The sequence below is a fragment of the Marinibacterium profundimaris genome (assembly GCF_002210095.1).
Taxonomy (GTDB): Bacteria; Pseudomonadota; Alphaproteobacteria; order Rhodobacterales; family Rhodobacteraceae; genus Marinibacterium; species Marinibacterium profundimaris.
The window spans coordinates 49,893-73,815 of sequence record NZ_AQQR01000018.1; the positions used below are offsets into that span (position 1 = coordinate 49,893).

Below are 23,923 nucleotides of genomic sequence, written 5' to 3' on the forward strand. Positions count from 1 at the left end.
AACGCAGATGCATGGTTTGATCAACAGGGCCATCCAGTCCTTCGTGACCAACACGTACGGGCCGGATCGCTGGTTGAACGTGACGGAAGATGCCGATCTCGGCTTTTCCGAATTCGAAGCCATGTTCATCTACGATGACAGCCAGACGGACGCGGTTCTGAAATCGCTCTGTATCGAGCTTGGCCGCCCCGAGAGCGAACTGCTGGAGGATCTCGGGACTTACCTGGTGTCCGATCCAAAGGTCGAATCCCTGCGCCGCCTGCTGCGCTTCGGGGGAGAGACCTACCAGGATTTCCTGCACTCGCTCGACGAACTGCCCGAACGCGCCCGACTTGCCGTGTCCGACCTCTACCTGCCGCCGATGGAGCTGCGCGAGCTCACGGCGCGGCAGTTCAGCCTGGTCTGCGGAGCGGGGCTGCGCGGCTATGGCCGGGTGATGATGGGCATCCTGCGCGCCATGGCCGACGATTACGGCGCGCTGGTCTTCCTAGAGCACAACGGTCAGCACAACGTTCATCACAATGGTCAGCAGGGTGGCCAGACTGGTGGCCCGCCGCACAAAGCCCACGAGGCCGACAGCGATCACGCCCGGGATTTGCCCGGCCCGCAGGCGCATGGACAGGCCGGGGCCGAGGTGATCTCGATCACGCTGGTCGAGGCGGATTTTGCCGCGGGTCGGGATTTCGATCTCGGGGCCCGCGCGGGATGAGCCTTTCCGACGATGTGGCGCGGGTCCTGACGGTCCTGTGTCCGATGCACCTGACCCTGGACGCCTCGGGCCACGTGGCACAGGTCGGCCCGACCCTGCAGAAGCTCCGCCCCGACGACCGGATGGAGGGCAAGCGGTTTCTCGACATCTTCGAGCTGATCCGCCCGCGCAGCGTCGCCGCGATCGAGGAGCTTTTCACCACGCCCGGTGTCAAGCTTCGGCTGCAGTTCCGCGACATGCCGCGCACCGGGTTCAAGGGCGTGATGGTCCCGCTGGCGCCGGGAGAGGGGGCGGTGGTGAACCTCTCCTTCGGCTTTTCCGTGCTTGAAGCGGTGCGCGATTACGCCCTGACGGCGGCGGATTTCTCGGCCACCGAACTGACGATCGAGATGCTCTACCTGGTGGAGGCGAAATCTGCCGCGATGGAGGCGTCGCGCTCGCTCAACACACGGCTGCAGGGCGCGATGATCGCGGCCGAGGAACAGGCCTTCACCGACACGCTGACCGGGCTGAAGAACCGCCGCGCGCTGAATCACGTGCTCAAACGCCTGCGCAATGCGCAGCGGCCCTTCGCGGTGATGCAGCTGGACCTGGATTTCTTCAAGGCGGTCAACGACACCCATGGCCACGCGGCGGGCGATCACGTGCTGCAGGAGGTGGCCCGCGCGATGGTCTCGGAAACCCGGGAAACGGACACGGTGGCGCGGGTGGGCGGCGATGAATTCGTGCTGGTCTTCGACCGGCTGCAGGATCGGGCGCGGCTTGAGTCCATCGCTGACCGGCTGATTGCCGGGGTGACGGCGCCGATCCCGTTCAACGGCAAGCTTTGCCAGGTCTCGGCCAGCATCGGCAGCGCTTTCTACGACGGGGTCAGCGACATGGACACCGCCACGCTGATGTCAGAGGCCGACATGGCGCTTTATGCCGCCAAGCACGCAGGACGCGGACGGCATTTCCTTTACGATCCGGATCGCGACGGGCCGGTGCCGGGATAGGCCGCCATGGGGCTTGCCGGGGGATGGCGCGCCGCGCACGTCTCGCACCCCCGGCCCGCAGTGGATCAAGCCATCAATGGCGTCCTGCGCGCCCAGGCCGGCAGGTGACGGGCCCGGTTCAGAACGCCATCGCGCAGCCGTCCTTGCGCGGGTCCGAGCCGGCCACATAACCCTCGCCCAGCCGGCGGATGATCTGCGCCCCGCCGAAGCCGAAGACCGCCTCGGGCGGCTCCACGTCGATCTCGTGGCCCATCGCCTGCAGCGCGGCGACAACCTCGGGGTCGAAGCCTGGCTCCACCGCCACCTTGCGTCCGCCGTTGACCCGCCAGCGCGGCGCATCGGCGGCGGCCTGCGGATTCTGTCCGTGGCCGAGGATGCGCAGCGCCATCTGCAGGTGCCCCTGCGCCTGCATCGGTCCGCCCATCACGCCAAAGGACATCTCGGGCTGGCCCTGCGCACCGGTGGCAAAGCCCGGAATGATCGTCTGGAACGGTTTCTTGGACGGTCCGACCTCGTTCACGTGCCCCGGTTGCAGCGAAAAGCCCGCGCCGCGGTTCTGCAGCGAGATCCCGGTGCCCGGCACCACCACGCCGGACCCGAAGCCCATGAAGTTCGACTGGATGAAGGACACCATCCGCCCCTCGGCATCGGCGGCGGATAGATAGACGGTGCCGCCCGGCCCGGGCTGGCCTGCCTTCGGGTCGCCAGCGGCGGCGGGGTCGATCAGCCGGGCGCGGCGGTCGAGATAGGCGGGATCCAGCAGCGCCTCGGGCGTGACCCGCATGAAGGACGCATCGGCCACGTGTTCGGCGGCATCGGCCAGGGCCAGCTTCACCGCTTCGATCGACAAATGCGTGACGCCGGTCGCGTCCGGCCCGCCGCTGCGCCAATCGTGCCGGTCCAGCATTCCCAGGGCAAGCAGGGCCGAGATGCCCTGACCGTTCGGCGGGATCTCGTGCACCCGATAGTCCCCGAAGGCGGTGGAGATCGTGCCGACCCAGTCCGGCTCCTGCGCGGCCAGGTCGTCCAGCGTGAGCGCCGCGCCATGGGCGGCGGCATCGGCGGCAATGCGTTCGGCCAGTTCGCCACGGTAGAAGGCCTCGCCCTCGGTCTCGGCGATCAGGCGCAGGGTGGCGCCGTGATCGGGCAGGGTGATGCGTTCGCCGGCGCGCGGGGCCCGGCCGCCGGCCATGAAGCAGTCAGCAAAGCCCGGCTGGACCGAAAGCTCCGGCCCGGTCATGCCCCAAAGCCGGGCGATGGTCGGGCTGACGTGGAAGCCCTCGGTCGCGTAGCGGATCGCCGGGGACGCGATTTCGGACAGGGGCAGGGTTCCAAAGCGGCGCCAGAGCGCGATCCAGGCCGAGACGGCGCCAGGCACCGTCACCGCCTCCCAGCCGCGCTGGGGCATCGTGGTGCCGCCGGAGAAGCGCTCCGGTGTCCAGGCGGCCGGCGACCGGCCCGAGGCGTTGAGCCCGTGCAGCTCCTTGCCGTCCCAGACGATCGCATAGGCGTCCGATCCGATGCCGCAGCCCGTCGGCTCCACCACCGTCAGCACCATGGCCGCGGCGACTGCTGCGTCGATCGCGGTGCCGCCCTTGTGCAGCATGGCCAGGCCGGCTGCCGTGGCCAGGGGCTGCGAGGTGGCGACGGCATTGTCGCCCATGACCGGCTGACGCCGCGAGGAATAGGGGAGGTCGGGGTCGATCACGCCGAGGATCCTTCTGCTGTGGTGTCGGCGGAGGGTTGTTCGCCGCGGGCATGAGGCGTCAGCGGGGCGTGAAGCACAAGAGCCGTTTGGAAAAGCCCGCCATCCTGAGACGCTGATGGCGAAGGGAATGCCGGTCAGGTCCGCGCTGTGCCCGCTTGTCCGCCAGGATCTTTTAACGGGTTTCGTGGCCGGGGCGAGACGACGTGGCATTGCTGCGTCTGGATCAGCGCGCAATCGGCCGTCGCATGCCGCGGTGGTAGCGTTTCCGAGGTAGGCAAGAGATGGAGCGTCCGAGACAAACTGTCCTGCGTCTCGGAAATGGCTGCATTGCAGCCAATAAAACAAGGTAGTTCAGGGAGAAAGTGGCAGCCCGTAGGGGAATCGAACCCCTCTTTCCAGGTTGAAAACCTGGCGTCCTAACCGATAGACGAACGGGCCACTGTGTGTCGGCGTTAGCGCCGGTCTGTGTCGGCGTTGCCGCCGGTGAGGGGCTATCTAGGCAATCGGCCGGGGGGGCGCAAGCCAAAAAATCGACCTCGGGCGAAGAATTTTTGCGGGTTCCCGGATCACCCCGAACTGGCCGATGCGGCGTCCTCCAGGCGCAGCTGAACGCTTTGCCGGCCGCCCCAGGTGTTGATGTCCAGCCGGCCTGCCACGTGAACCCGGGCGCGGTCGCCGCGGGCCAGGACCGCGCCCATCGGGCCGTCGAAGGCGCCGAAGGCGATGGCCTCGATGTTGGCGCCCATCCCGTCGGTCAGCGAGACCTTGAGGTGCCCGCTGCCGACCTCGCGCGCGTGGCGCACAATCAGGTCGGGCAGGGCAAAGCGCGGGGCCGAGGCGCCGGCGCCGTAGGGGCCCGCGCGTTCCAGCGTCTCGATCAGCTCTACCGTCGCGGCGCCGGGCATCAGCAGCCCGTCCAGCCGCAGGTCGCCCGGCCCCATCGTGCCGGCGCCCTGGCGCGCCAGCAGGTCCGAGAGGCGCTCCATCGCCGGTTCCAGCCGATCCTGCGCCACCGTGAGCCCGGCAGCCATGCGGTGGCCGCCGCCCTTGATCAGCAGCCCCTCGGCCGCCAGCCGCTGGATCGAGGCGCCCAGGTCCACGCCCGTGACCGACCGGCCCGAGCCCTTGCCCTCGTCCCCCTCGAAGCCGATCACCACGGCGGGGCGGTTGGTGGCCTCCTTCAGGCGCGAGGCGACGATGCCGACCACGCCGGGATGCCAGCCGTCCTGCGCGGCCCAGACCAGCGGTCCCGCGAGGCCGCGCGCCTCGGCCTGGTCAAGCGCGGCGGTGCGAACCATGTCCTCGATCGCGCGGCGTTCGGTGTTGAGCTGGTCCAGCTTCTCGGCCATGGCGGCGGCCTCGTGCGGGTCCAGCGTGGCCAGCAGGCGGGCGCCAAGGTCGGCCTTACCGATGCGGCCGCCGGCATTGATTCGGGGGCCCAGCAGGAAGCCCAGGGAATAGGCGCTGGGGGCGCTGTCCATCCGTGCCACGTCGGCCAGGGCCACCAGCCCGGGCCGGTCCCGCCGCGCCATGACCCGCAGCCCCTGGCGCACCAGCGCCCGGTTCACCCCGATCAGCGGCGCCACGTCGGCCACGGTGGCCAGCGCCACCAGGTCCAGCATCGCCAGCAGATCCGGCCCCTGCTGCCCGGCCTCGCGCATCTGCCGCCCGGCCTCCACCAGCATCAGGAAGACCACCGCCGCGGCGCAAAGGTGCCCCAGCGCGCCGTCTTCGTCCTGCCGGTTGGGGTTCACCACGGCATGGGCCTCGGGCAGGGTTTCGCCGCCCAGGTGGTGGTCGAGCACGACGACATCCGTGCCGCCCGTCGCCGCGATGGGCTCGTGCGAGAGCGTGCCGCAATCGACGCAGATGATCAGGCCATGGGTCTTCGCCAGCATCTGCATCGCGGGCACGTTTGGGCCATAGCCTTCGTCGATGCGGTCGGGGACATAGACCGTCGCCTCGCGCCCCAGCGACCGCAGCCAGCTGACCAGAAGCGCGGCCGAAGAGCCGCCGTCGACGTCGTAATCGGCGAAGATCGCGATCCGCTCGCGCCGGGTCACGGCGGCCAGAACGCGCGCGGCCGCACGTTCCATGTCGCGCAGCGATCGCGGATCCGGCAGCAAATCGCGCAGCTGGGGGGACAGGAAGGCCTCGGCCTCGGTCGCGTCCACGCCGCGGCGAGCCAGGACAAGGCAGACGGGACGGGGCAGGCCGGTGGCCTGGGCCAGCGCCTCGGCGGCCCGTTCGGTCTCGATTCCGGGGCCGGTCCAGCGCCGGCCGGTCAGAGAGGACTCAACCCCTAGAAAGCTCATCTGAATTTCCGTGACAGGGGTGGGGCAGGGCGCCACCTCCTGTCTTCATCTTTGCAAAAATACTCGGCCGACCGCTGCCACAGGCGCCGCCGGCCGGGCAGGGCTCATTCCTCGATTGGTGAGCGGTACTGCACGCGGCGGACCGACCCGGTCTTGGACCGCATCAGGATGGTTTCGGTGGTCAGCCAGCCGACCTCGCGCTTGATGCCCGGCAGCAGCGTGCCGCCGGTGACGCCGGTGGCGGCAAAGATCACGTCGCCGCGGACCATCTCGTCGCGGGTGTAGATCTTGTCCAGATCCGAGATCCCCGCCTTCAGCGCGCGACCCTTCTCGTCCTCGTTGCGGAACAGTAGACGGCCCTGGATCTGGCCGCCCATGCACTTCAGCGCCGAGGCCGCCAACACGCCTTCCGGCGCCCCGCCCGAGCCCATGTACATGTCGATTCCGGTCTTCTCGGTTTCGGCGCAATGCATCACGCCGGCCACGTCGCCATCGGTGATCAGGCGGATCGCGGCGCCGGTCGACCGGACCTCTTCGATCATCTCCTGGTGGCGCGGGCGTTCGAGGATGCAGACGGTGATGTCCTTGGGCGCGCAGCCCTTTTCGGACGCCAGCGCCGAGACGCGGGTCGCCGGCGGCATGTCGAGCGTCACGAGCCCCTCGGAATAGCCCGGCCCGATCGCCAGCTTTTCCATGTAGACGTCCGGCGCATGCAGCATCGAGCCGCGCGGGCCCATGGCGATCACGGTCAGCGCGTTGGGCATGTCCTTGGCGGTAAGCGTCGTGCCCTCCAGCGGATCCAGCGCGATGTCGACGCCGGGGCCGTTGCCGGTGCCGACTTCCTCGCCGATATACAGCATCGGCGCCTCGTCGCGTTCGCCCTCGCCGATCACGACCACGCCCTGGATGTCGAGCTGGTTGAGCTGGTCGCGCATGGCGTTGACGGCGGCCTGGTCGGCGGCCTTCTCGTCGCCGCGACCCACCCACTTGGCCGAGGCAAGCGCCGCCTGTTCGGCGACGCGGGCCAATCCCAGCGACAGCATGCGGTCGTGAAATTCGACAATGGTGCTCATGAAGACATTCCTTCGAAGTTACTACACTGGGACATTAACCGGATTTTGTGAAAATCGATCAGACGTTTTCGATCCTCAGAGCAACCGGGTGGCCGGCCATGACATCGGTCTCGTGCATGGCGGCAAGCGCGGCGTCCAGCGCCTCGCGCGTTGTCTTGTGGGTGACGATCAGCACCGGCGCCGTGGGTTCGGCATGGCCATACTGGCGCATCCGGTTGATCGAGATGCCTGCAGAGCCGAGCGCCGTGGCGATCTTGGCCAGCGCGCCGGGTTTGTCCACCAGCCGCATGCGCAGGTAATAGGGCGCCGGCAAGGCGGCCGAGGCGGGCGGGACGGGATCGAGCCCGGCGGCGGGCTGACCGAAGGTGGCGATGCGCAAGCCGCGTGCGAGGTCGCAGATGTCGCCCATCACGGCGCTGGCCGTGGGGCCTTCGCCGGCGCCGGGTCCGCGCAGCACGATCTGTTCGACGGCGTCGCCCTCGATCACCACCATGTTGGTGCCGCCTTCCAGCTGGCCCAGCGGCGATTGCGCCGGCACCAGGCAGGGCTGCATCCGCTGTTCCAGCCCGCGCGGCGTGCGCTGCGCGACGCCCAGCAGCTTGATCCGGAAGCCCATGTCGCGGGCCTGCTGGATATCCTCGAGCGTGATGCGCTGGATGCCTTCCAGCTTCACGCTGCCGAAATCCACCCGCGTACCGAAGGCGATGGCCGACAGCAGCGCCAGCTTGTGGCCCGCGTCGATCCCGCCCACGTCAAGTTCCGGGTCGGCCTCCAGGTAGCCCAGCTTGGCGCATTCCTCGAACAGCACCTCGTAGGGCTGCTCGGTCGCCTCCATCTGGGTCAGGATGTAGTTGCAGGTGCCGTTCATCACGCCCATCACGCGGGTGATCTCGTTGCCCGCCAGCCCCTCGGAGAGGGACTTGATGATCGGGATGCCACCGGCGACGGCGGCCTCGAAGCGGATGGTGCGGCCGGCGGCCTCGGCCATCTCGGCCAGGGCCTGGCCATGGTGGGCCAGCAGCGCCTTGTTGGCGGTGACGACATCCTTGCCGGTGGCCAGCGCGGCCTCGGTCGCCTCCTTTGCGGGGCCGTCATGGCCGCCCATCAGCTCGACGAAGACGTCGATGTCGTCGCGCCGCGCCAGAGCCACCGGGTCGCTTTCCCAGGCATAGCCCGAGAGCGGAACGCCGCGATCGCGGTCCTTGTCGCGGGCCGAGACGGCGACCAGTTGCAGATCGCGGCCGGTGCGGGCGGAGAGCAGTTCTGCCTGGCGGCGCAGGATGCGGACGACCCCAACCCCCACCGTGCCCAGACCAGCGATTCCAAGGCGCAACGGTGTCGACATGCGGGATCCTTTCCGTGGTATCTTTCGGCTGTTCGTGTAGCGGGTTCGTGAACAGGGCGCAACGCGGCGCGGGGCCCCTAAGGCTCGATCCCGCGCTGAAGCCGCCGGCGCGATGCAGGGTCGAGCACATCGCTGCCGCGCAGCGCATCGGCCTGGCGCTGCAGCCGGGCGGCGCGGCCCTGCAGATCGGCCTGCAGATCGGCGGCCTGCGTGACCGGATCGGTCGAGGCGGCGAGGATCGGACCCAGCGGGATCAGCTCGGGATAGTCGGCCGTTTCCAGCGCCGGATCGCCGGCCTCGTCCAGCGCGGGCACCTCTATGCAGCCTGCCAGGCCAAGGCCGAGCGCCAGCAAAAGGGCCGTCGGAAGCTGGGCGGTGCGGGTCAGGCGGCGGGTCACGTGGGGCGGATCCTTTGGGATTGCGCGGAATACGCAGGAAAGGTGATGCCCGATCCCGCGCCCTCCCGCAACAGGAGCGCGACACGGCGGGGCGGGAAAGGCCGCCGGGACGGCGGAACATGACGTGTTGGGGTGCGGTGCGTCACGCCCGTGCGGGGGCTTGCCGCCCGGGTCCGTGGCCGCGTCGCACGGGGCGCGATGGCTCCGGGGTTCTATCTGAACGTTTGTTCGAATAATCTGCCGCCATGGCACGCACCGCAGGTTCGCATTCCGACATCACCGGTCCCCGCATCCGCGAGGCTGCCCTGCGGCTTTTCGCCGAACATGGCTATGCGGCGGTCTCGATGCGCCAGATCGCGGCGGAGGTGGGCGTGCAGGCCGGGGCGCTCTACAACTATACTGCCGACAAGCAGAGCCTGCTGGCCGGTCTGATGCGCGGTCATCTCGAAGAGCTGCTGGCCGAGCGCGCGGCCGAGGAGACGGGTCCGGACCCGCTGGCCCGGCTGGATGCCTTCACGCGCTTTCACATCCGCTATCACCTTGAGCGGCCCGAGGCGGTCTTCATCGCCTACATGGAGCTGCGCAATCTCAGCCCCGACAATTTCCGCGAGATCGAGGTCCTGCGACATGCCTACGAGACGGAGCTGGAAACGGTTCTGCAGGACGGGGTGGCCCAAGGGGTGTTTGACGTGCCCGATCCGAAGGTGGCGACGCTGGCCGTGATCGCCATGCTGACCGGCGTGACGACCTGGTACCGCGACACCGGGCGCCTGTCGCGCGACGAGGTGGCGGAAACCTATTGCGGCATGGTGCGCCGGCTGGTCGGCTGCTGAGGGCAGGGGGCCGGTCAGGCACCGCGCGGGGCAACGCGCCCGTCATGACGCCCGCTTTATTACGCCCACTTTGTCGGGCGCAGTCGGCACACGCCGCGCGTTTCGGTGCGGAAGGCCGCGAGGATGCGTCCGATCCTGCCGGGCAACCTGCGGTTACCTCGGTTCCTGGACAAAGGCGGTGGACGAGACCAGTGAATATTGCCCCGCGCCGTCCTTCACCATGTTGGCGCCAAGGCCCCAGGCGCCGAAGACCGGGTCGATCTTGGCGCAGGCGCGCAGGATCATCAGCTCGTTGTCCAGCCCGTTGACGAAGTTGCGCACCGGCGACACTTCCTCGGACTTGTCGGTGCAGTCGACCCGGTCGGGGGGCGAGACCCAGTTCTGCGGATCGACCTGGATCATCTCCAGCCGCAGCGACTGCCGGCAATCGTCGATGAAACCGGCGCGTTCGCAGATCCGGTCCTTGATCTCGTCATGCTGTGGGGCCGAGCCGGTGCCAAGACGGATGTCGCGGACCACCTGGTCCATGGCGCTTTCCAGCATCCCGTGCTGCAGCGACACCATCCCAAGCTCCACGGCCGAGGCCAGCATCAGCAGCATGGCCGGCACCGTGATCGCGAATTCGATGGTGCTGGAGCCTTTCTCAGACCGCCGGAAGCGGCGCAGGGCGGCAAGGGCAGGGCGCATCATTGGGTCAGCCGCAGCTGGCGGATCGACGAGGCGATGGCCGAGAAGGCATCCGCAATTTCCAGCCCGTTCACGTCGAAGAAATGCGCCGGCGAGCTGGCGCAGTCCTGCAGCACCGTCCGCCCGTTGTAGGGCGCCTCGAAGCCGATGGTGAAGACGATGACGTTCTGGGCCTTCGCCTGGTCGCAGATCTGGGAGGTGCGGTAGTTCTTGGTGTTGGCGTTCACGTAGTCGCGCACGGCGTAATACCAGTCGTTCAGGGCGTCGTTGGTGCCCATGAAGGGGGCATAGATGCCGCGGGCGACCCGTTCGATCGTGGTGAAAGCCCAGAGGTCGGCATAGCTGACCTCCTCGGCGTGGCCCGGTTCATCCACCGTGACGGTGGTGGCGACGTAGTTGTAGCGCCGGCAGGAGCCGTTTCTGCGGTACGAGGTGCATTCGTAGCTGTAGTTGGTCTCCTCATAGGTGCCTTCGCCATAGGCATGGTCGGCATACTTGCGAAATCTGTCGCCGGGCCAGTAGAACAGCGGCTCGTTGTAATTGCCGTCGTTGTCCTCGTCCCAGACATCCAGGCCGAGGTAGACCGAATATTCCTCTTCCTGCTCGTTCCACCAAACGTTGGACATGCCAAAGCGGTACTGATCGCGGACGAAGTATTGCGAGGTGTTCTCGCCGTCGGTCATCAGCACGATCACCTTCAGGGCCGAATCGTCCTCGTAGTTCAGCGGGCGGCCGGTGAAGTCGTTCGAGACGTCACCGGAGCCTATCAGCGCGCTGACCACGGGCCGCATGGTCGGATCTATCAGGGCGACGCCCCACTTCATGCCCACGTCGATCGAGGTGTTCCCGCCACCCCACATGTTGTCGATGAAGGACTTCAGTGCGGTGCGGTCCTCCTGCAGGACCATGAGCTCGCGGCTGGGGGTCGGGTCGCAGACCGGCAGCTGCACGCGGCGCATCGGGTCGCGGTCGCGGCCTTCGTAGTCGTAGAACGGGTCGAAGAACATCGTCGCCTGATATCTTTGTGTCAGGCTGACGGCGGTGGTCTGGAAGTCCCCGGCTTGGAAGTTGATGCAGCGCGGGAAGCCCTCGATGGTGTTCGACGCCGCTTCGCGCTGGACGATGGTGGCGTCGTCGCGTTCGGTGGAAGTGTTGAAATGCGCCCACACCGTCTCGGGGACCGAGACCTGCGTGGCATAGGGAACGATCGAGATCGACACCTTGCCCTCTTCGGAATTGTCGAACATCTCGTCGACGAAATCCTTGGCGGCGACCTTCAGGTTGGGCAGGCGGTTGTTCGAGTTCATGGAGCCCGACACGTCGAGCACGAGCGAGATCTCGACCCCGTCGATGCGTTCCTCGGCGGTGGAGGCCGCCCGCGCCGTCAGGGTGTCGACCCCGGCCATGTGCATGAACTGGGTATTGAACGTGGTCTCGGCGCTGCCCGACACCGTCCGGAAGCCCAGGCCCTCCTGTACGCTGACGCTGCTGAGATAACCGCTCAGGTTTGCCTTTGCGAAATAGTCCCGCACGACGGCCGAGGGATCCAGCTGCTGGTCGAGGTCGGCCGCGGCCAGCACCGCGCGGTCCAGCGTGTACTGCACCCGCGTGCGGTCGCGTTCGAAGCGCATGATGTCGATGCCGATGCCGCCGACGATCAGCATCATCAGGAAGATGTAGACGGCGAAGATCACCATGACCCCGTCTTCATCCCGCGCGAAGCCGCGCGCAAAGGAGAAGATGCGCGTCTTCACCCGGCTCCGCCACTGGGCGCGCGGTGGCGTGATCGTGCCGGGGTGCATGTCTGACGTGTTCATTCGCAATCTCTCATCCCCCAGGGCCATGGCAGAGGGACGCCCTCAATTCGTCCGCCTCCCGGATCGCGCCGAGCTGTGGCTTTTTTGGGGCGGCGTGACGGCAAGATACATACTTTTAACATGAACTTCAGCCGTTTATCGCGCCCCTGGAAACAATGAGGTCGGCGGTGGAATTTCGTTCACAGCAGTAAGTGTCACCTGTAACCGCCCCCCCGCGTTGCCCCTGCGATGTCCCGGCCGGCCGGGTTTGACCGATCCGGCAGTGGCGCCGGTGAAAGCCGATTGCAGCGCGGCGCAGCCCGATCCGGCCGCAAGCCGTGGCTGTCTGCTACCGATCCCGCATCGGTCACGTCCGTGCCGGTTCCCTTCGGAAGGACATGTATCGGATGGACCGCAGCTGTGGCCTGAATTGGGCAGAATGGGTTCACTATTCGGGCGGATGGCCCGCCCGCTGAAAAGACGCGCCGCGGCGCAGGTCAGGGGCTGTTTCCGACAGCGATACAGTGCCTGCGCCCGGCCACTCCGACACCGCCGGAGCGGGGCGGTTATTTCAATTTTCGGAAGATACAGAATTTCCTCTACCTATTAATCGAAGCGTCATAGGCTGTGGGTGACAAAGGACGGAAGAACCTGAACAGCGCGAGGAGGATGCGACATGAACACGATGACGAGGACGGAGCCGAGTTTCCGCGAAAGCGTGGACCTGATGTTCAACCGGGCCGTGGCTCTGATGGACCTCGCCCCGGGACTGGAAGAAAAGATCCGGGTCTGCAACGCGACCTACACCGTGCGCTTCGGCGTGCGGCTGCGCGGCGGGATCCAGACCTTCACCGGCTACCGGTCCGTCCATTCCGAACACATGGAGCCGGTCAAGGGCGGCATCCGCTACGCCATGGGCGTGAACCAGGACGAGGTCGAGGCCCTCGCCGCGCTGATGACCTACAAATGCGCGCTGGTCGAGGCGCCGTTCGGCGGCTCCAAGGGCGGGTTGCGTATCGATCCGCTGCAATACGACGAACACGAGCTGGAACTGATCACCCGCCGCTTCGCCTATGAGCTTGCCAAGCGCGACCTGATCGACCCCGCCCAGAACGTGCCGGCCCCCGACATGGGCACGGGCGAGCGCGAGATGGCCTGGATCGCGGACCAATATGCGCGGATGAACACCACCGACATCAACGCCCGCGCCTGCGTCACCGGAAAGCCGCTGAACGCCGGCGGCATCGCCGGCCGGGTCGAGGCCACGGGGCGCGGCGTACAATACGCCCTGCGCGAATTCTTCCGCCACGAGGAGGACAAGGCCAAGGCGGGGTTATCGGGCACGCTCGACGGAAAACGGGTCATCGTGCAGGGGCTGGGCAACGTGGGCTATCACGCCGCGAAGTTCCTGCAGGAAGAGGACGGCGCCATCATCACCGGCATCATTGAACGCGACGGGGCGCTGTTCAATCCCAAGGGGATAGACGTGGAGGCGGTGCGCGCCTGGCTGGTGCGGCACGGTGGCGTGGCCGGTTTCCCCGATGCCGCCCATACGGCCGAAGGCGGCGCGGTCATGGAAGAAGACTGCGACATCCTCATCCCCGCCGCGCTGGAAGGCGTCATCAACCTCTCCAACGCCGAGCGCATCAAGGCGCCGCTGATCATCGAAGCGGCCAACGGGCCCATCACCGCCGGCGCCGACGATGTGCTGCGCGGCCGCGGCACGGTCATCATCCCCGACATGTATGCCAACGCGGGCGGCGTGACGGTGTCCTATTTCGAATGGGTCAAGAACCTGTCGCATATCCGCTTTGGCCGCATGCAGCGCCGGCAGGAGGAGGCGCGCCATGAACTTGTCGTGAACGAGCTGGAGCGCATCTCGGACGCTCTGGGCAAAGCCTGGACGCTGGATCCGACCTTCAAGGAGAAATACCTGCGCGGCGCGGGCGAGCTGGAACTCGTGCGGTCGGGGCTCGATGACACGATGCGCAGCGCCTACCAGTCCATGCGCGAGGTGTGGCATGGCCGCGACGACGTGGACGATCTGCGCACCGCGGCCTACCTCGTCTCGATCGACAAGGTGGCGTCGAGCTATCGGGCCAAGGGGCTCTGACCGGACCGGGGGGCTTGGGCAGGGATGCTGCGGGGCACTGCCCGCCGCAGTGGGGCGTCGCGGCCCACCCCCGGGCAGGGAGCGGCGTGCGGTCAGATCGGTGATGGAAGCCGGCGCCGCGGAACGGTAGTCTTGTGTGATCCCGATTCTGGAGGCACGAATGATCCGCTTCACCCCGGTCGCACCCTGGCTTGTCCTGTCGCTGGCGCTTGGCTCCGCCGCCGCCGCGCAGGAGATCACCAGGGAAGAATACTGCGGCCAGACCGCCAATGTCGTCGCCGCGATCCAGCAGGCGCGCCTGGACCGCGTCAAGGAACGCGATGTGCAGGAAACGATCCTCGCCAGCGATCCGTCCTGGCCTGACCGCTACGACAATGCCATTGTGCAGCTGACCCCCTGGGTCTACGAACAGCGCATGCGCGATGTCCGCCGCACCGATCTGGGCGCCGTCTGGTCCGAGGTCTGCAGCGCGCAGTGGGAGAGCTTCAAGGACAGCCTGAACTGAGGCTTGATCCGCGCCCCCACCCGGGCCATGGACCTGTTCCGGTCCGGCGCCCGGCTCTGATCAACGGGGCGGCCCGCTGCAGGGCCTCCCGCCAGAGCCCGCCCGATCCGCAGAGGGGACCGGGCATCGCGGTGCAATGACAGACTGCAGGAGGTGCCTGACCTTTTCGCCCGAGGCTGATAGGCAGAGATGACAGACCTGATCGCGGCCCGCCCCGGGGCCCGATTGCCCGAACTGCACCCGCCCGCTGCCGACAGACCGCCAGGACCTTTCGCCCAAGCCCGTTTATCCGACCCCACAGCGACCCGACCCGATTGACTGACACCCGCCCATATCCGCATCCTTTCAGGTGCCGACCCCACCCCGAGGAGACCCGCGCATGAGCCTGCCGCCCAATTTCCTGGACGAATTGCGCGGCCGCCTCAGCCTGAGCCAGGTGGTCGGCCGCAAGGTCACCTGGGACATGCGCAAGTCCAACCAGGGCAAGGGCGACTGGTGGGCGCCGTGCCCGTTTCACCATGAGAAGACGGCAAGCTTTCACGTGGATGACCGCAAGGGGTTCTATTACTGCTTCGGCTGCCAGGCGAAAGGCGACGTGATCGGATTCGTCAAGGAAAGCGAGAACGTCGCCTTCATGGAGGCGGTCGAGATCCTCGCGCGCGAGGCCGGCCTGCAGATGCCCGCCCGCGATCCGGGCATGCAGAAGAAGATCGACCGCCAGACCCGGCTCGCCGAGGTCATGGAGCAGGCGGTGCAATTCTACCGGCTGCAGCTGAAGACCGGGGCCGGGACGGCCTCGCGCGAGTACCTCGCCCGTCGCGGCCTGAGCGAGGCGGCGCTGGAGAGGTGGGAGATCGGCTTTGCCCCCGACGGCTGGCAGACCACGTGGGAGCACCTGCGCGCCAAGGGTGTCGCCGAGGACCTGATCCTCGACACCGGGCTGGCACGGACATCCCAGAAGACCGGCAATCCCTACGATTTCTTCCGCAACCGGATCATGTTCCCGATCCGCGACACGCGCGGCCGGGCGATCGCCTTCGGCGGCCGGGCGATGGACCCGGACGATGACCGCAAATACCTGAACTCGCCGGAAACCGCGCTGTTCGACAAGGGCCGCAACCTGTTCAACCTCGGCCCCGCCCGGGCCGCGGCGGGCAAGGGCCAGCAGCTGATCGTGGCCGAGGGCTACATGGATGTCATCGCCCTGGCCGAGGCCGGGTTCGAAGGCGCCGTGGCCCCCCTGGGCACCGCGATCACCGAGCCGCAGCTGGAGCTGCTCTGGCGCATCGCGCATGAGCCGGTGATGTCGCTGGACGGCGACAAGGCCGGGGTGAAGGCGGCCTTGCGCGTGATCGACATGGCCCTGCCGCTGCTGGCGCCGGGCCGGTCGCTGCGCTTTGCGCTGATGCCCGACGGCAAGGACCCCGACGACCTGCTGCGCTCGGACGGGCCCGAGGCGGTGGCCAGGGTGCTTGAGGCGGCGCGGCCCATGGTCTCGCTGATCTGGGAGCGCGCGATCGAGGGGCGCGTTTTTGACAGCCCCGAACGCAAGGCGGCGCTGGAACACGACCTTAAGCAGGTGACCGGCCAGATCCAGGACCAGAGCCTGCGGCAGCATTACGAGCGCGAGCTGCGCAACCAGACCTGGCAGCTGTTCCAGCAGCAGCGCCGGCAGAAGCCGCGCGGCAAGGCGCCGTGGCGTGGCGCAATGATCAAGGAAGGTCCGGTGCATTACACCCGCGCCTCCTACCTGGTGACGGCGGACGAGGCGGCGCAGGAACACATGCGCGAAGCGGTGATTCTGGCCACGCTGATCCTGACGCCCGCCATCGTGTCCGAATTCGACGACGGCCTTCTTCAGATGACCTGTCGCGATCCCGAACATGCCCGCCTGCGCGACATCCTGTTGCGCCATGACGGGGAAGAGCGTGCGCTCAGGGCGGCCGTAGGCGAAGAAGCCCTTGAAAATCTCACCCGTCTTCGCCATGTGGCCATCAGTCCCTGCCTGCGCAAACCCGGCGATCCGGACCTGGCCCGCATGACCGTGGCCGGCGAGATCGCGAAACTCTCGGCGGTACGGGGGCTGAATGCCGAGATCGCCGAGGCGATGGAGGATATCGAGGGCTTCGCTGACGAAGCGGTCACCTGGCGGCTGGGAGAGGCCGCGGAAACGCATAACCGCGCCACGCGAAGCCAGCAGGAGGATCGTGCGGAGTACGATATCGGAGAAAATGGTGCGCCCATCAACCGTGATGAACGTTCCGCGCTCGACGCGCTTCTCGCCCAGATCTCCTTCGACAAGCCCAGAACGTGACACCGTATGGTGACAAACAGGTAAATAAATACGGGTAAGCGGGTAGCCGAATCAATTTGTCGCGCTAATGATTCGCCGATAGCGAATCGCCCCGACCCCTTCAGGAGCACCGAATGGCCGCCAAGGACACCGAAGACCGGAAGCCGGAAGACCAGGAACAGGAAATCTCGCTCGACATGAGCCAGGCCGCCGTCAAAAAGATGATCGGCGAGGCACGCGAGAAGGGCTACATCACCTACGATCAGCTCAATCAGGTCCTGCCCCCCGACCAGGTCAGTTCCGAGCAGATCGAGGACGTGATGTCGATGCTGTCCGAGATGGGCATCAACATCATCGAGGACGAGGAAGCCGAGGAGGAGGAGAACAAGGGCTCCACCGAGGTCGTCACGACCAACGACGCCCGCGAAGTCACCCTTGCCAACCAGTCGACCGAGAAACTCGACCGCACCGACGACCCGGTGCGCATGTACCTGCGCGAGATGGGGTCCGTCGAACTGCTGAGCCGCGAGGGCGAGATCGCCATCGCCAAGCGGATCGAGGCCGGGCGCAACACGATGATCGCCGGGCTTTGCGAAAGCCCGCTGACCTTCCAGGCTATCACCATCTGGCGCGAGGAACTTCTGTCCGAGGACATCCTGCTGCGCGATGTCATCGACCTGGAAACCACCTTCGACAACCAGCTGGGCGAGGACGGCGAGGTCGACGAGCCGCTGGTCGACACGCCTGCCAGCACAGCGGCCTCGTCCGAGAAGAAGGACGACAACAGCGGCCCCGAGCTGGACGCGGACGGCAACCCGATCGCCCGCGAGGATGACGACGACGACGAAGAGCAGGCCAACATGTCGCTGGCCGCGATGGAAGCCGCGCTGAAGGACAAGGTCCTGATGACGCTGGAACGCATCGCCGATGACTACGCGCAGTTGTCGGAAATGCAGGACAGCCGGATCTCGGCCACGCTGAACGAGGACGGTTCGTTCTCGCAGTCGGACGAGGCGATGTACCAGTCGCTGCGCTCGGAAATCGTGAAACTGGTTAACGAACTGCACCTGCACAACAACCGCATCGAGGCGCTGATCGACCAGCTCTACGGTATCAACCGCCGGGTGATGTCGATCGATTCCGCCATGGTGAAGCTGGCCGACCAGGCCCGGATCAACCGCAAGGAATTCGTCGACGCCTACAGGGGCCGCGAACTGGATCCGAACTGGCTGTCGGACATGGCCGACAAGCCCGGCCGCGGCTGGCAGATGTTCATCGACCGCTCGACCGACAAGGTCGAGGAACTGCGCGCCGACATGGCCCAGGTGGGCCAGTACGTCGGTGTGGACATCGGTGAATTCCGTCGCATCGTCCAGCAGGTCCAGAAGGGCGAGAAGGAGGCCCGCCAGGCCAAGAAGGAGATGGTCGAGGCCAACCTGCGCCTCGTGATCTCGATCGCCAAGAAGTACACCAACCGCGGCCTGCAGTTCCTGGACCTGATCCAGGAAGGCAACATCGGCCTGATGAAGGCGGTCGACAAGTTCGAATACCGCCGCGGCTACAAGTTCTCGACCTACGCGACCTGGTGGATCCGTCAGGCGATCACCCGCTCGATCGCCGACCAGGCCCGGACCATCCGGATCCCGGTCCACATGATCGAGACGATCAACAAGCTGGTTCGCACCGGCCGCCAGATGCTGCACGAGATCGGCCGCGAGCCGACGCCGGAAGAGCTGGCCGAGAAGTTGCAGATGCCGCTGGAGAAGGTCCGCAAGGTGATGAAGATCGCCAAGGAGCCGATCTCTCTCGAAACGCCCATCGGCGACGAGGAAGACAGCCAGCTTGGCGATTTCATCGAGGACAAGAACGCGGTCCTGCCGCTGGATTCGGCGATCCAGGAAAACCTCAAGGAGACGACGACCCGCGTTCTGGCGTCGCTTACCCCGCGCGAGGAACGGGTCCTGCGGATGCGCTTTGGCATCGGCATGAACACCGACCACACGCTGGAAGAGGTGGGCCAACAGTTCAGCGTGACCCGCGAACGGATCCGCCAGATCGAGGCGAAGGCCCTGCGCAAGCTCAAACACCCGAGCCGGTCGCGCAAGCTGCGGTCTTTCCTGGACCAGTAAACCCCGCTGAGCGGGAGTTAACCGACACGCTGCCCCGGCGTTTACAGAAAAGAGGGCCCGTGCTAGGCGGGCCCTCTTTTCAATTCGGGGTAAACCACTATGCGGACCGTCTCTTTTCACTTCAATTTCAACGTGTTCCGTGCGACCCTGGCCGGCGCCGCCGCGATGCTGACACTTACGGCGCCAGGTGCCTCGGCCCAGATGGTCCAGGCCAGCGATATGGATACGGTCGTCGCCGCCCTGCAGGACTACGGCCTGCGCGCCACGCTCGAGACCTCTTCGAGCGGCCGCCCGATCATCCGCTCGGCCGCGAGCGGGGTGAACTTCACGATCTACTTCTACGGGTGCACTACGCAGCACACCGATTGCGAAAGCATCAACTTCTCCGCCGGGTTCGACCTTGAAGACGGCACGACCTTCCCCATCATCAACGAGTGGAACGAGACCAAGCTGGTCGGCCGCGCCTACCTGGATGACGAGATGGACCCCTATCTCGATCACTACGTCGAGATCATGTCGGGCCTGTCGCGGGACGTCTTCAACGAGGTGCTGAGCATGTGGGAGGAGTCGCTCGGCAACTTCGCCACCCATGTCGGCTATCATTAGGCCCGGTTCCGGATCAGCTGCCCGTGACGTAGCTGCGCTGCGATAAATTCGCCGTGAACAGATTGGGTTGCGCGATCTGATCGGTTAACGTTCTGCCTAACGTCCTGTGTTGTGTCCGGAATTTGGGTGAGTCGATGTCTCCGATCAGATCAGCAGCGGTGATCTTCGCCGTCCTCGCGGCCGGGGCCGTGCAGGCCCAGAATTTCCTCGGCACGCCGGGCGGTGCCCGCGTCTACCCCATCAATGACAATGTTTTCGAGGTCGTCGGCAATTCGGGCTACGGCTATGATCTGTGGTGGTGCGGCGCCTCGGAATATGCCCGCCGGGTGCTGGGCGCCGGATGGGGCACGCCGGTGACCATCGCCCGCAGCCTCGGAACCAGCCAGGCGACCGGTCGCCGGTCGTCGGTCCAGTTCACGCTGAACCCCGCCGCGCTCGGCATCGACAAGGTGACAAGCTACAGCCCCAACGCCCTCGTGGTGGGCGACACCAAGACGGTCCAGACCGGCAACATGAGCTGCCCGCGTCTGAACGTGCCGCTTCGCTTCCGGTAGGGCGGTACATGAGATACGCAGCCGTCCTGATCGCGCTTCTGCCGGTGGCACCTCTGTCCGCGCAGCACATGTACGGGCCCGGCGGCTCCTCGATCTATCCTGTCGATGCCGCGCAGTTCGAGGTCGTGGCAAGCTCGCGCCAGAAGGCCATTTGGTGCGGCGCGGTGAAATACGCGCGCCGTGCGCTGAAGGCCGGGTGGCAGGTGCCGCTGGTCGTGACCCGTGGCCCGGAACCCAGCCCTTTCGAGGACGGCCGCCGCCCCGGCACTCGCTTCACCATCGACCCGGGTGCCGCCGGCGTCGCCGCCACGGCCCGTGGTGCCACGCTTGCACCCGGCTCCTGGCAGACCGTCTCGCTCGCGAACCGGAACTGCGTGCGGCTGGACAACCCGAGTGACCGCTGAGCGGGGCCCCCGGCCCCGTTCCACCCCAGACCCCCTGCAGACGGAGAGCTGCCATGACCTTCAAACTGTCGCCCATCCTTGTCGCCCTTGCCATCGCCTCGCCCGCGCTGGCCCAGCAGGAGGTCCTGCGCGGCCCCGGCGGGTCGGACATCTACCAGGTGGATGCCAACGTGATCGAGGTCGTCTCGAACATGAACGAGCCCCGCGGCTGGTGGTGCGGCGCCGTGCATTACGCGCGCCATCACTCGACCCCGTGGTCCGACCATATCGTCGTGGTCAGTGCCCCGGCCGACACGTCCTTTGCCGAGAGCGGGCAGGGCGTCAAGTTCACCCTGAACGCCAGCGCGGCGGGGGTGAGCGAAGGCGCCCAGAGCGACGCGCTTGAGCCCGGCAACTGGCAGACGGTGACCGAGGCCAACCGCGGCTGCATCAACATCGACAACCCGCGCGACAACTGACGCCCCCCATGATCGGCGAGATCGGCATCGCGACCCGTGGCCCGGGGTTCTACGACGTCACCTCCGAAGTGACGCGCTGGCTGTCCGGGCAGGGCGCGGGCGACGGGGTGGTCACGGTCTTCGTGCGCCACACCTCCTGTTCGCTGCTGATCCAGGAGAATGCCGACCCGGACGTGCAGACCGATCTTGCCGCCTATTTCCGCCGGCTGGTGCCGCCGGCGGATGACCCTTCGATGGACTACCTGCGCCACCGCGCCGAGGGGCCCGACGACATGCCGGCCCATATCAAGGCGGCGATGATGCCGGTGTCGCTGCAGATCCCGGTGGCCGACGGGCACATGTTGCTGGGCACCTGGCAGGGGATCTACCTTGTCGAACATCGCGATCGACCGCATCGCCGGCGCGTGGCGCTGGCCTTCGTCGGGGCCTGACCGATTCTCGGAAATTGCAGATCTCTATCTGGGGGATTGTCAATTCCTCTACCCAAGCCCTTGAGGCTCCCCTATACTTGTGGATAAACGCGCAGCGGCGCCCACTAAGGGTGACCCCGACGCGGTCAGGCAGTTGGCGGGACGATCAAGAGAAGGGGGTGGCCGATGCGGTGTCCGTTTTGCGGCAATATCGACACGCAGGTGAAGGATTCGCGGCCCGCGGAGGATCACGTCGCGATCCGAAGGCGGCGGTTCTGCCCGGCCTGCGGCGGGCGGTTCACCACCTATGAACGCGTGCAGCTGCGCGACCTGGTGGTGATCAAGACCTCTGGCAAGCGCGAGGATTTCGACCGGGACAAGCTGGAACGCTCGATCCGGATCTCGATGCAGAAACGTCCCATAGAGCCCGAGCGGATCGACCAGATGATTTCCGGCATCGTGCGGCGGCTGGAAAGCATGGGCGAGACGGACATTCCCTCGAAGACCATCGGCGAGATCGTGATGGAGGCATTGGCCCGCATTGACACCGTGGCCTACGTGCGGTTCGCTTCGGTCTACAAGAATTTCCAGGCGGCCGATGATTTCGAGGATTTCGTCCACGAGCTTCGGCCGAAGACCCCGCCCGAGGAGTAAACCCCATGGATGACCGCTGGATGGCGCTGGCCCTGTCGCTGGGCCGGCGGGGGCAGGGCAATGCCTGGCCGAACCCGGCGGTGGGCTGCGTGATCGTGAAGGACGGCGCGCTTGTGGGGCGTGGCTGGACCCAGCCCGGCGGGCGCCCCCATGCCGAGACGCTGGCGCTGTCGCGCGCGGGTGAGCGGGCGCGGGGGGCGACGGCTTATGTGACGCTGGAACCCTGTTCCCATCATGGCCAGACCCCGCCCTGCGCCGAGGCGCTGATCCATGCCGGCATCGCCCGGGTCGTGGTGGCGGTCGGGGATACCGATACGCGTGTCTCGGGGCGCGGCTTCGAGATGCTGCGCAAGGCCGGGGTGGAGGTTGTCACCGGCGTCCGGGCAGAAGAGGCCGAACGGGACCTGCAGGGGTTCCTGCGGGTGGCTGGCGGCGGGCGGCCCTTCGTGACGCTGAAGCTGGCGGCGAGTTTCGACGGACGGATCGCGACGGCCACGGGCGAGAGCCAGTGGATCACCGGGCCGCAGGCGCGGCGGCTGGTCCATGGCATGCGCGCCCGTCATGACGCGGTGATGGTGGGCGCGGGGACGGCGCGCAAGGATGACCCGTCGCTGACGGTGCGGGGGCTGGGCGTGGCGCGGCAGCCGGCGCGGGTCGTGGTGTCGCGCCGGCTGGATTTGCCGCTGCTGGGCAATCTGGCGCGGACGGCGAAGGATGTGCCGGTCTGGATCTGTCACGGGCGCGACGCGGATCATGAGAGGCTGCAGGCCTGGACGGGGCTGGGGGCAAAGCTGCTGCCCTGCGGGATCAGCCAGGCCCAGATCGACCCGGCGGACATGCTGGTCCAGCTGGGCAAGGCGGGGCTGACCCGGATCTTCTGCGAGGGCGGCTCGGCGCTGGCGGCCTCGCTGCTGGGGGCCGAGGCGGTGGACGAGATCGTGGGCTTTTCGGCCGGGTTCTCGATCGGGGCCGAGGGGCTGCCGGCGATCGGGGCGATGGGGCTGGAACGGCTGGCGGCGGCCGAGCGGTTCGAGCTGGTGGAGGCGCGGCCCGTGGGGCCCGACCTGATGCATCGCTGGCGGAAGATCGCGGGCTGAGCGGGGGGTGTCCCACGCGTGGGACATCTTTCGGGTTCAATGAAATCAATGGGTTGTGAGGGCGGATTTACCGTCTGTTAGGGTTTTGCCCCGCGCAGCCCGACCCAAGCAGGCCGAGGTTACCTCGACCTTGGAGCCAGGTGCGCGCAGTCTCGCGCCTGACCGGGCGGGCGAACTGAAGCGGTCGTTTGCAGCGCCGATCACGAGCGGCAGGAGTGCGGACGAAGCGGGCTTTCGCTGCGGCTGCGCGAATGGCGGCGTTCAGCTTTCCAGCTCGTCGATCATTGTAACTCGCACTGTATGTCGACCACCTTCGAAGCTAGCGTTCATGAACGCATCGACTATTTCCAGTGCCAAGCCTTCTCCAACCACGCGCGCACCCAAAGATAGCATATTGGCATCGTTGTGTTGGCGGATCATACGGGCCGAAAATACGTCAGCGCAGACACCACACCGGATACCCTTCACTTTGTTCCCGGCCATCATGATACCTTGGCCTGTGCCACATAAGATGATGCCAAGCTGACAGTCGTCAGACGTGACAAGCCTCGCTGCCGCTTCGCCGTGTTTCGGATAGTCAGTGCTCTCAGGCTCCGTCGGCCCGATGTCGACTACGTCAAAACCTTGATCCGCAAGATGACGGGCGATTGCCTGACGAAGTTCGATAGCAGCATGGTCGCTAGACAGGGCGATACGAATGCTCATAGGCGGATCCTGCACAAATATCCTCGGTGAGCAACCGATAACAGACCTGCAAACGCCTTGCAGCAAAATGCAAATTCGGGCTCGAACCTGTTGTTAAAGCGTCCGGCTCAAAACCTGAATCGCAAGGGATTCCCTT

Annotated in this window: 22 protein-coding genes and 1 tRNA gene; 14 read left to right on the forward strand and 9 right to left on the reverse strand. The window is 66.6% G+C overall.

Going from position 1 to position 23,923, the window contains the following annotated elements; all coding sequences use genetic code 11:
* Positions 1-7: 7 nt before the first annotated feature.
* Both ATO3_RS23370 and ATO3_RS23375 read left to right on the forward strand, forming a co-directional pair.
* A complete protein-coding gene (locus ATO3_RS23370) occupies positions 8-709 on the forward strand; it encodes a heme NO-binding domain-containing protein (RefSeq protein WP_088652304.1) in 702 nt (233 codons plus the stop codon).
* The gene (locus tag ATO3_RS23375; RefSeq protein WP_088652305.1) at positions 706-1,704 is read left to right on the forward strand and encodes a GGDEF domain-containing protein; all 999 of its coding nucleotides are present in this window, start codon (positions 706-708) and stop codon (positions 1,702-1,704) included. The genes ATO3_RS23370 and ATO3_RS23375 overlap by 4 nt, the downstream gene beginning before the upstream one ends.
* Positions 1,705-1,822: 118 nt before the next feature.
* On the opposite strand, the gene ATO3_RS23380 is transcribed toward ATO3_RS23375, so the two are convergent.
* From ATO3_RS23380 to ATO3_RS23405, 6 genes are all read right to left on the reverse strand, one after another.
* On the reverse strand, positions 1,823-3,367 hold the full coding sequence (locus ATO3_RS23380) for a gamma-glutamyltransferase family protein (protein WP_088652326.1): 1,545 nt from the start codon (positions 3,365-3,367) through the stop codon (positions 1,823-1,825).
* A gap of 408 nt (positions 3,368-3,775) precedes the next feature.
* Positions 3,776-3,850: transfer RNA gene (locus tag ATO3_RS23385), tRNA-Glu, on the reverse strand.
* Positions 3,851-3,978: 128 nt separating this feature from the next.
* On the reverse strand, positions 3,979-5,727 hold the full coding sequence (recJ, locus tag ATO3_RS23390) for a single-stranded-DNA-specific exonuclease RecJ (RefSeq protein ID WP_088652306.1): 1,749 nt from the start codon (positions 5,725-5,727) through the stop codon (positions 3,979-3,981).
* Between the two features lie 104 nt (positions 5,728-5,831).
* Positions 5,832-6,800, reverse strand: a complete 969-nt coding sequence (glpX, locus tag ATO3_RS23395) for a class II fructose-bisphosphatase (RefSeq protein ID WP_088652307.1) — start codon at positions 6,798-6,800, stop codon at positions 5,832-5,834.
* Positions 6,801-6,858: 58 nt separating this feature from the next.
* The gene (locus tag ATO3_RS23400) at positions 6,859-8,145 is read right to left on the reverse strand and encodes a homoserine dehydrogenase (RefSeq protein WP_088652308.1); all 1,287 of its coding nucleotides are present in this window, start codon (positions 8,143-8,145) and stop codon (positions 6,859-6,861) included.
* A 77-nt stretch (positions 8,146-8,222) separates the two neighbouring features.
* Positions 8,223-8,543 carry a hypothetical protein gene (locus ATO3_RS23405; RefSeq protein ID WP_088652309.1) on the reverse strand — a complete coding sequence of 107 codons (321 nt, stop codon included), beginning with the start codon at positions 8,541-8,543 and terminating at the stop codon, positions 8,223-8,225.
* Positions 8,544-8,788: 245 nt separating this feature from the next.
* Here ATO3_RS23405 and ATO3_RS23410 point away from each other — a divergent pair, with 245 nt between their 5' ends.
* Positions 8,789-9,376: a TetR/AcrR family transcriptional regulator gene (locus ATO3_RS23410; protein WP_088652310.1), complete on the forward strand. Its 588-nt coding sequence runs from the start codon at positions 8,789-8,791 to the stop codon at positions 9,374-9,376.
* Between the two features lie 153 nt (positions 9,377-9,529).
* Here the strand turns inward: ATO3_RS23410 and ATO3_RS23415 are convergent, their stop codons facing one another.
* Together ATO3_RS23415 and ATO3_RS23420 are read right to left on the reverse strand one after the other, a co-directional pair.
* On the reverse strand, positions 9,530-10,066 hold the full coding sequence (locus ATO3_RS23415; RefSeq protein WP_088652311.1) for a TadE/TadG family type IV pilus assembly protein: 537 nt from the start codon (positions 10,064-10,066) through the stop codon (positions 9,530-9,532).
* A complete protein-coding gene (locus tag ATO3_RS23420) occupies positions 10,063-11,880 on the reverse strand; it encodes a TadE/TadG family type IV pilus assembly protein (protein WP_233152291.1) in 1,818 nt (605 codons plus the stop codon). Before ATO3_RS23420 ends, ATO3_RS23415 begins: the two co-directional genes overlap by 4 nt.
* Positions 11,881-12,544: 664 nt before the next feature.
* Here ATO3_RS23420 and ATO3_RS23425 point away from each other — a divergent pair.
* From ATO3_RS23425 to ribD, 11 genes are all read left to right on the forward strand, one after another.
* The gene (locus ATO3_RS23425) at positions 12,545-13,972 is read left to right on the forward strand and encodes a Glu/Leu/Phe/Val family dehydrogenase (RefSeq protein ID WP_088652328.1); all 1,428 of its coding nucleotides are present in this window, start codon (positions 12,545-12,547) and stop codon (positions 13,970-13,972) included.
* 160 nt (positions 13,973-14,132) lie between these two features.
* A complete protein-coding gene (locus ATO3_RS23430; RefSeq protein ID WP_088652312.1) occupies positions 14,133-14,477 on the forward strand; it encodes a hypothetical protein in 345 nt (114 codons plus the stop codon).
* 379 nt (positions 14,478-14,856) lie between these two features.
* Positions 14,857-16,791, forward strand: a complete 1,935-nt coding sequence (dnaG, locus tag ATO3_RS23435; RefSeq protein ID WP_088652313.1) for a DNA primase — start codon at positions 14,857-14,859, stop codon at positions 16,789-16,791.
* A 113-nt stretch (positions 16,792-16,904) separates the two neighbouring features.
* A complete protein-coding gene (gene rpoD, locus ATO3_RS23440) occupies positions 16,905-18,899 on the forward strand; it encodes an RNA polymerase sigma factor RpoD (RefSeq protein WP_088652314.1) in 1,995 nt (664 codons plus the stop codon).
* Positions 18,900-18,998: 99 nt separating this feature from the next.
* Positions 18,999-19,505: a YbjN domain-containing protein gene (locus ATO3_RS23445; RefSeq protein WP_088652315.1), complete on the forward strand. Its 507-nt coding sequence runs from the start codon at positions 18,999-19,001 to the stop codon at positions 19,503-19,505.
* Between the two features lie 134 nt (positions 19,506-19,639).
* On the forward strand, positions 19,640-20,059 hold the full coding sequence (locus tag ATO3_RS23450; protein ID WP_143747352.1) for a hypothetical protein: 420 nt from the start codon (positions 19,640-19,642) through the stop codon (positions 20,057-20,059).
* Positions 20,060-20,067: 8 nt separating this feature from the next.
* Positions 20,068-20,463: a hypothetical protein gene (locus ATO3_RS23455; protein ID WP_088652317.1), complete on the forward strand. Its 396-nt coding sequence runs from the start codon at positions 20,068-20,070 to the stop codon at positions 20,461-20,463.
* Positions 20,464-20,516: 53 nt separating this feature from the next.
* Positions 20,517-20,921, forward strand: a complete 405-nt coding sequence (locus tag ATO3_RS23460) for a hypothetical protein (RefSeq protein WP_088652318.1) — start codon at positions 20,517-20,519, stop codon at positions 20,919-20,921.
* Positions 20,922-20,929: 8 nt separating this feature from the next.
* Positions 20,930-21,352, forward strand: coding sequence for a secondary thiamine-phosphate synthase enzyme YjbQ (locus tag ATO3_RS23465; RefSeq protein WP_088652319.1), 423 nt, complete (start codon positions 20,930-20,932; stop codon positions 21,350-21,352).
* A 165-nt stretch (positions 21,353-21,517) separates the two neighbouring features.
* Positions 21,518-21,985: a transcriptional regulator NrdR gene (gene nrdR, locus ATO3_RS23470; RefSeq protein ID WP_088652320.1), complete on the forward strand. Its 468-nt coding sequence runs from the start codon at positions 21,518-21,520 to the stop codon at positions 21,983-21,985.
* Between the two features lie 20 nt (positions 21,986-22,005).
* The gene (gene ribD / locus ATO3_RS23475) at positions 22,006-23,082 is read left to right on the forward strand and encodes a bifunctional diaminohydroxyphosphoribosylaminopyrimidine deaminase/5-amino-6-(5-phosphoribosylamino)uracil reductase RibD (RefSeq protein WP_088652329.1); all 1,077 of its coding nucleotides are present in this window, start codon (positions 22,006-22,008) and stop codon (positions 23,080-23,082) included.
* A 261-nt stretch (positions 23,083-23,343) separates the two neighbouring features.
* On the opposite strand, the gene rpiB is transcribed toward ribD, so the two are convergent.
* On the reverse strand, positions 23,344-23,787 hold the full coding sequence (gene rpiB, locus ATO3_RS23480; RefSeq protein WP_088652321.1) for a ribose 5-phosphate isomerase B: 444 nt from the start codon (positions 23,785-23,787) through the stop codon (positions 23,344-23,346).
* Positions 23,788-23,923 lie beyond the last annotated feature (136 nt).